The following is a 7,721-nucleotide window of genomic DNA, read 5'->3' on the forward strand; positions in this document are numbered from 1 at the left end:
GACCTGAATCTACGAAACATATTGGGCTGCAGACCATTACGAAATCCAGGTCGCCGCTTGATCCATCAATCGTCACTGTGACATTACTTCCGCATCCGGCTGGTACCGAGAAAACCGCGGTGGAATTCACTTGTTCGGGTCGATGAACTGAACGATGCGTTCCAAGTCATCAACCGATCCGAATTCCACGACAATCTTCCCTTTCCGCTTCCCTAGACTGACTGTAACCCTGGTGTCCAGGCTGTCGGACAGTCTCTCGGCGAGGTCCTGGAGTCCAGGCATCTGCATCGGCTTGCGCTTGGGTGCGGCCGGCTTCGCCTCAGGTCCGTCCCCGCGGTTGGCGAGAGTGACAGCTTCCTCGGTCGCGCGAACCGACAGGCCCTCGGCAACGATTCGCGCGGCGAGAGCCTCCTGTGCGTCGCTTCCTGTCTCGAGGGCGAGGAGGGCGCGAGCATGCCCAGCGGACAGAACGCCCGCCGCGACTCGTCGCTGGACCGGGATGGGCAGCTTCAGCAAGCGGATCATATTGCTGATGAGCGGGCGTGAGCGGCCGAGCTTGGCTGCGAGCTGTTCGTGGGTGACACCGAACTCTTCGAGAAGCTGTTGGTAGGCGGCCGCCTCTTCCAACGGATTCAGCTGAGCGCGGTGGATGTTCTCTAGCAGTGCGTCGCGCAGCATGTCGCCATCAGCTGTCTCGCGGACGATGGCCGGGATGGCCTCGAGACCGACCTCCTGGCTCGCCCGCCACCGGCGCTCACCCATGACGATCTGGTAGGCGACACCGTCAGCCGTCGGCTCTTTCAGGCGCCGTACGACGATCGGCTGCATCAAACCGAACTCGCGGATCGAGTGGACCAGCTCGGACATCTGCTCGTCGTCGAAGACCGTCCGGGGCTGGTTCGGGTTCGGCTGAATCTGTTTGGGCGGGATCTCCCGGTAGACGGCGCCGGCCTCTTCGCGGCTCAATACGTCGACCGCTGAGGCGCCGGCAGGGGAGGAATGGCCGTCGACGGCAGGCGACGGGCCCTTCCCGATGACGACGTCGGCAGCGGCGTTGCCCAGTCTGGGAGCGCTCGACTGGTCCTCGGTGGGACCGGTCGGAATGAGTGCGGCCAGTCCACGACCGAGTCCACCTCGTCGCTGCGCGGTGTCCCGTTGACTCATGCCTCTACCTCCACTCGGAACCGGATCTGTGTCGTCATGCCTGAGCGCTTTCCGCTGCGCCGCGGAGAGCCAGTTCGCGCGCCGCATCCAGGTAACTCATCGCGCCACGTGAACCGGGATCGTATTCGATGATCGTCATCCCGTAACCGGGTGCCTCGGACACCTTCACACTGCGGGGGATGATCGTGCCGAGCACCTTGTCGCCGAAGTGGCGACGGACTTCTTCGGCCACCTGGTCGGCCAGCTTGGTCCGACCGTCGTACATCGTGAGGACGATCGTCGACACGTGCAACTCGCGGTTGAGGTGCGCCTGTACGAGCTCGATGTTCCGGAGAAGCTGTCCCACGCCCTCGAGTGCGTAGTACTCGCACTGGATCGGGATGAGGACCTCACGGGCGGCGACCATCGCGTTGACGGTCAGCAGGCCGAGTGACGGCGGGCAGTCGATGAAGACGTAGTCGAGCTGATACTCGGCAAGCACTTCGTCGGAGAGGGCGTTTCGGAGCCTGTTCTCGCGCGCCACCAGGGACACGAGTTCAATCTCGGCACCGGCCAGATCGAGTGTCGCGGGGACGCAGAAGAGACCCTGTTGGCTCGGCGACTCCTGGATGGCCTCCTGGAGCGTCACCTCTCCGAGGAGGAGTTCATAGACGGAGGCGATGTCCTCGGCGCGATGGTCGATACCCAGGGCCGTGCTCGCGTTGCCCTGCGGGTCGAGATCAACGACGAGCACGCGAAGTCCACGCAGAGCCAGACCGGCAGCCAGGTTCACCGCAGTGGTCGTCTTGCCGACGCCACCCTTCTGGTTCGCGACCGTCATGATGCGGGTGTGCTGCGGGCGGGGGAGTTGGCCGGCACCGCCAGGTGTCAGGACCTGACTCGCGCGCTCCGCAGCCATGGCGATCGGGGTGTCGGCGTATGGTTCGCCCGCGACGTGCGGGGCTCCAGCGGGTGGCGTTTCACGTGAAACGTTCGGGTCTTGCTCGACCACGCGGGCACTCCTTTGACCTACTTGGTAGGCGTTCGAGTTGTCGGGTCCAGGGGACGTCGCCCCGGTTCCAACTGATGCAGAATCGTCAACGGCAGCGCGCTGAGTCGCACTGCCAGGACGCTTTCTATTCTGCGCCTTACGCGGACTCCATACCAATTCAGAACTCCCTCTGTGTGACACCGTCGGCACAATCGGCCGCACTACCGCGGATGATCCAGGCGATGCTCATCGCCGTCGCTGCTTTCTCGCGGCCCGCTCTGCCTTCGTCCCCACCACGACAGTCGTCGGGGTCTCGAGTATGGCCCCGCACGTGATTACCCGGAGGTCACTGATTCCGGTCCTCCCGACGACCGCGCGATCCCGCTCGATCTCCTCGGCCGCAGACGATCCCTTGATCGCGATCATCCGTCCGCCCCCACGAACAAGGGGAGCGGACCATTTGGCGAGCCGCTCAAGCGGTGCGACAGCCCTGGACGTCACCACGTCCGCAAGACCTACGCCCGCGCGGACCGCCTTCTCCTCCGCACGGCCGCGGACGACTGCCACGTTCTCGAGGCCGAGGGTCTGGACTGCTCGCTCAAGGAAGGTACTACGACGAAGCAGCGGCTCGATCAGAGTGATGGACACATCCGGCCGTGCGATGGCGAGCGGTAAACCGGGTAGGCCCGCACCGCTCCCGACGTCGAACACGATCTCGTTCTTCTCGATCAGTTCGCCGATGACTGCACAGTTGAGGATGTGCCGATCCCACAGACGAGGAACCTCTCGGGGTCCCATCAGGCCGTGGTCGATGCCATCGGTGGCCAGTATTCGCCAGTAACCCTCCGCCAGTTCCTTGCGTTCACCGAACACCGCGTCCGCCGACGCCGGCGGGGTCTGCAGTGCATCAAGGTCGGGATGGTCATCGGGCTGAGCGTCTGACGACACTGCGCCTCCGTTTCTAGTTGGTCCTATGACAGTGTTTCACGTGGAACCTGGCGGGACTCACGGTCGGTGCACATGGAGCCCGGAGGCACATGTTTCACGTGAAACCACATTGGTGTTATTCGCCGGACCGCTGAACTCGTAGTCGCATGACCGGAGCAGAGTTACCGATCCACGGCCCGGCGGACGAGTCGTTGGTCAATGGCGCCGAATCCGACTGACCAGATCTAGCTCAATCTTTTGTCGTGCCGCAGCGGGATCGGGTCGACAAGAGAGGAGCCCGGGGAAGCGCGGTCGGATGCTCACCGCTACGCGTCATCACGGCACGGCGGCTATTGGGGGAGGGGAGCAGTCAACTCGCGATGCGGGCCTGCGCACCGACTCAACCCCGTCTGCTCTCAACCCCATTTGCTTCGTACCTCTCTAGTGTCCCTCACGAGTGGGCGACACTCGCGGCTCGGACGCCGACGAGATCTCAACCGGTCGCGAAAGGGTTGGATGAATCGGGGCCGGCAGAACGGGGCATTCATTACGGTGGCGGGGCCTAGGCACGCTTCTCGACTTCGGGCCGAGCGACGCCGCGTACACCGCGCTGGTTCCCGTGGACCTCAGCACCGCCCCGTTTCACGTGAAACCCAGATCGGCAACAGATGACGCGAGTCATGTCGCTGCCCGCCACGAAGGGTGACATCTACCATCATGCGAGCCTGCCAAGCACTCACCGGCCCGCAACCAGACCGGCGCACTCACTAGAACCTCGGCTTCCTATGAAGGGACCGGTGAGAGTCTCTGTGGGGGGGACACTCCACAATCAGCATCGCACTTCGATTGCATCGAACCCGCGAACGGATGGCCGCCAAGGGATGCAGACGGATTCGCGGAGTCGCATCGGGCCGCAATGAGCCGATCCAAAATGAAACGACACGTGACAAATCAAGCCCGATGACTGAGGTCGCGGAGATCCGGTGCCATAGTTGGCCGGAGGGCGTCGAATCGACGGCTCTTCGCCGCGCACGAGAACCCATAACGTCCCCTCACGCGAGAACTGACGAAGGCCCCAAAGACCGACGTTTCACGTGAAACAACACCCCTGTAATTTCTCGCAGCCATTCGAGCGTCGGGAACCTTGAAGGGGAGGGGAGCCCGGAAACGACTCAGGCCCCGACCGACGGTCGGGGCCTGAGTGCAACTTGGTAGTCCGGGCGACTACTACTCGGGGAGGACCACCACGCGACGCTTGGGCTCGGCGCCCTCGCTCTCGCTCACGACACCGTCGACGGCGGCGACCGCATCGTGGACGATCTTGCGCTCAAACGGAGTCATCGGATCCAGCGCCTCGCGCTCGCCCGACTTGAGGACGCGCTCGGCGACCTCGCGGCCGAGACGGGCCAGGCGGTCACGACGATCGGCACGCCACCGGGCGATGTCGAGCATCAGCCGGCTGCGCTCACCGGTCGCCTGCTGGACCGCGAGACGGGTCAGTTCCTGCAGGGCGTCGAGAACCTCACCCTTACGGCCGACGAGCTTCGTCAGGTCGTCACCGCCGTCGATGCTGACGACGGCACGATCACCGTCGACATCGAGGTCGATGTCTCCGTCGAAGTCGAGGACGTCGAGCAGCTGCTCGAGGTAGTCGCCCGCGATCTCGCCCTCTTCGACGAGGCGATCTTCGTCGTCCTCGTCATCGTCCTCGTCGTCGTCCTCGTCATCGTCGAAGTCCTCGGCGGACTCGTCGGTGACGTCGGTGTCGGCAGCGGTGTCCGCGCCGGTGGACTCGGCGGTGGACTCGGTCTGGTCTTCGGTCGTGGCCTTGGCGTCGTCCTGCGCCTCGGTCTCGGTTCCGGTTTGAGTTGCAGTCTCTGCTGTCATCTCATTCACCTAACTGTGTGCTTCTTCGAACAAGTCTTGTGCGGTCATCGCTTGCCGCGTTTCTTACCGCTCTTGGCGGTGGACTTCCCGCCCCGGTTGGGGGGTTGCTTCTTGGAACCCGGACCGGCGCCGGCGTTCGAGCGCGTCGGTTTCTGTCCCGGCTTCGGCTTCGCGCCCGGCCCGGAGTCCGTGGCGCCGCTGGGGGAGGAGTCGCTCGTCGCATCCGCGTCGTCGGTCGCACCCGCCTTGGTCATGGACACCGCTGTCGTCTCCGAGTTGCCGGATTCGTCTGCGGCTGCATTGCGTTTCTTCTGGCGGTCCGGACGCACACCCGGCTTGGGGGCATTCGCCTTCAGCTTCTCCTGCTTGAGGAGCTTGGCCTCTTCCTCTTCCTTGGCGATCTTGCCGAAGACCAGGTGCTGCTGGCCGTAGGTCCAGATGTTGTTGCTCATCCAGTAGAGGAGGATCGCGACGGGGAAGAACGGACCGGTGACCAGGATGCCGATGGGGAAGATGTAGAGCGCGAGGTTGTTCATCATCCGCGTCTGCGGATTCTCCAGTGCAGCCTCGGGCTGACGCTGCACCGAGGCGCGCGAGTTCATGTGGGTGGCGATCGAAGCGACGATCATCATCGGCACCACGACGTAAGCAATCTGCGGGCGGGTGAAGTCGATCGGGGCACCCGGCTCGACGAAGGCCTGGAACTCGGTCGACGGTTCGACGAGATACGACGACAACGGGACGCCGAACAGGCGCGCGTCGAGGAAGTTCTGCACCTGCTCCGCGCTGAATACGTAGTTGCCCTGCGACCGGGTCTCGGCGGCGCTCATGCCGAGCTGCCCCATGCCGGTGCCCATACGGTTGAACGAACGCAGCACGTGGAACAGACCGATGAACACCGGGATCTGCAGCAGCATCGGCAGACAGCCGAGCATGGGGTTGAACCCGTGCTCCTTTTGGAGCTTCTGCATCTCTTCGGTCATCTTGACCCGGTCCTTGGCGTACTTCTTCCGAATCGCCTGGAGCTGCGGGTTGATTTCCTGCATCTTCTTCGTGGTGCGAATCTGCTTCACGAAGGGCTTGTAGAGAATTGCACGCAGGGTGAAGACGAGGAACACCACGGACAATGCCCAGGCGATGCCGTCGCCACCGGGACTGGCGGGCGTGACGTAGCTGAAGAGCCAATGCCACACCCACATGATCCCGGACACCGGGTAGTAGATGAAGTCGAGCACGGGTCAGGTACCCCTTACTTGTTGTTCTCTAGGTGGAATCGTTCCGCCGGGACGGTGGCTGATGGGTCCGGCCATCGTGGGCCGACTGCGGCCCGCCGGAGAGTTCACGGATCCGGCCGCAGAGATCGCTCCACAGTTCGCGGGGACCTTTGTCGGGAACCGGGTCGTATCCGGGCTTGTGCCACGGACCGCACTTGAGGAGCCGGACCGTCGCCAGCAGAGAGCCGTACAGGAAGCCGTGACGTTCGAGGGCCTCCACTGCATAACCCGAGCAGGTCGGTTCGAACCGGCACGTGGGCAGCCGCAGCGGCGATACCCAGGTCCGGTAGAGCTCGATGAGAAAGATGACCGTGCGGCGGGGGAGCAGATGGGCTACCCGGCGCATCCGGGCGATGACGGTGAGCTGATCGTCCGCGTCCGCGGGCGAGTCGGTCCGAGTGTTCGGAGTCGACGATGACGGGGTGGGGGAGGGGGCCGATCCACGGTCATTCAGCTCGGCGTCGATCATCGTCCGACACCCGCCCCGGTCGGTGTGCCTGCGGTGGGCGTCATCTCGATGACCCGCCGGCTGGTCAAAGCCGATCGCAGTTGATCCGCCAGTTCTTCACTGGTCCTGTCCGCGGCGCCGCGTCGAGCGCGGATCACCACGTATGTCTCGACGGCCGGACAGAGATGCCGCGTAGCCGCGAACGCGGCCCGCAGCCGTCGTGCGACGGCATGGCGGACCACGGCGTTGCCCACCGACTTACTCACGACAAGGCCGAGCCAGGGTCCACCTGTCATGGCGACGTCGCGGCGTAACCCGGTCGGATCCGGCCACTGTGGGCCGACCGGTGCCAGGTGTACGACGAAGTCACGAGCATTCACCCGCGCACCGGACTTCAGGGTGCGTGAGAAGTCGGATCCACGAGAGATCCGATGAGAAGACGCAGTCATCATCAGCTGACCGGACCCGGAGGATCCGGTGGGTAGCCGACGATCAGGCGGTGAGCTTCGCGCGGCCCTTGTTACGGCGGCTGCTGACGATCGCACGGCCGGCGCGGGTCCGCATACGCAGACGGAAGCCGTGCACGCGCGAACGACGACGGTTGTTCGGCTGGAAAGTACGCTTGCCCTTGGCCACGGTGACTCCTTGTGCTCCCTGTGAGCACGCCGGTTACCCGCACGTGACCCACATGTTGTCGTTGGTCGTTGATCCAGGACGGTGCCGAACTCTTGTCGGTGATGAACTCGGCGAACATGACAAAACGCCGCGCAAATCCGCAACCTGGATGACCAGTCGAGACTACTGACAGCGCGCGCTCAAATCAAACGCGGTCGTCGGGGCAGCAGAACAGTCTCTCACCAGGTGTGTTCTGGAGCACGCGGATCGCGACAATCAGTCTGAACGAGTCAATTGTCCCGATCGCTTTGTAGCCCGCCGACACCTCTGTTAGGTTCTGTCAGAGCGTCGGCCACGAACCCCCGCCGGACACCAATGAAGTGTCGCCGGGATCCGAGGTTACCGACCAAAGTCCCAAGTTCGTCATCACCGTTGT

Annotated in this window: 8 protein-coding genes; all 8 read right to left on the reverse strand. The window is 63.9% G+C overall.

Translation table 11 applies throughout. The features are described 5' to 3' along the window. Window positions 1–126 precede the first annotated feature (126 nt). Window positions 127–1,164: a ParB/RepB/Spo0J family partition protein gene (locus PWF70_RS23525; RefSeq protein WP_006361164.1), complete on the reverse strand. Its 1,038-nt coding sequence runs from the start codon at window positions 1,162–1,164 to the stop codon at window positions 127–129. 34 nt (window positions 1,165–1,198) lie between these two features. Next, window positions 1,199–2,155 (reverse strand): ParA family protein, encoded by a 957-nt coding sequence (locus tag PWF70_RS23530; protein ID WP_042378119.1) that lies wholly within the window; start codon window positions 2,153–2,155, stop codon window positions 1,199–1,201. A 225-nt stretch (window positions 2,156–2,380) separates the two neighbouring features. Beyond that, on the reverse strand, window positions 2,381–3,082 hold the full coding sequence (rsmG, locus tag PWF70_RS23535; RefSeq protein ID WP_042378121.1) for a 16S rRNA (guanine(527)-N(7))-methyltransferase RsmG: 702 nt from the start codon (window positions 3,080–3,082) through the stop codon (window positions 2,381–2,383). A 1,206-nt stretch (window positions 3,083–4,288) separates the two neighbouring features. Further along, window positions 4,289–4,948, reverse strand: coding sequence for a Jag family protein (locus tag PWF70_RS23540; RefSeq protein ID WP_035753894.1), 660 nt, complete (start codon window positions 4,946–4,948; stop codon window positions 4,289–4,291). 44 nt (window positions 4,949–4,992) lie between these two features. Continuing rightward, the gene (gene yidC, locus PWF70_RS23545) at window positions 4,993–6,183 is read right to left on the reverse strand and encodes a membrane protein insertase YidC (RefSeq protein WP_006361168.1); all 1,191 of its coding nucleotides are present in this window, start codon (window positions 6,181–6,183) and stop codon (window positions 4,993–4,995) included. Between the two features lie 28 nt (window positions 6,184–6,211). Then, window positions 6,212–6,691, reverse strand: coding sequence for a membrane protein insertion efficiency factor YidD (yidD, locus tag PWF70_RS23550; RefSeq protein ID WP_042378125.1), 480 nt, complete (start codon window positions 6,689–6,691; stop codon window positions 6,212–6,214). Continuing rightward, window positions 6,688–7,119 carry a ribonuclease P protein component gene (gene rnpA / locus PWF70_RS23555; protein ID WP_035754031.1) on the reverse strand — a complete coding sequence of 144 codons (432 nt, stop codon included), beginning with the start codon at window positions 7,117–7,119 and terminating at the stop codon, window positions 6,688–6,690. Before rnpA ends, yidD begins: the two co-directional genes overlap by 4 nt. Before the next feature lie 43 nt (window positions 7,120–7,162). After that, window positions 7,163–7,306 (reverse strand): 50S ribosomal protein L34, encoded by a 144-nt coding sequence (gene rpmH / locus PWF70_RS23560; protein ID WP_005200386.1) that lies wholly within the window; start codon window positions 7,304–7,306, stop codon window positions 7,163–7,165. Window positions 7,307–7,721: the final 415 nt, after the last annotated feature.

Origin of the sequence: Gordonia sp. Swx-4, assembly GCF_030316175.1 — a bacterium.
In the GTDB taxonomy this organism is placed as follows: Bacteria; Actinomycetota; Actinomycetes; order Mycobacteriales; family Mycobacteriaceae; genus Gordonia; species Gordonia alkanivorans.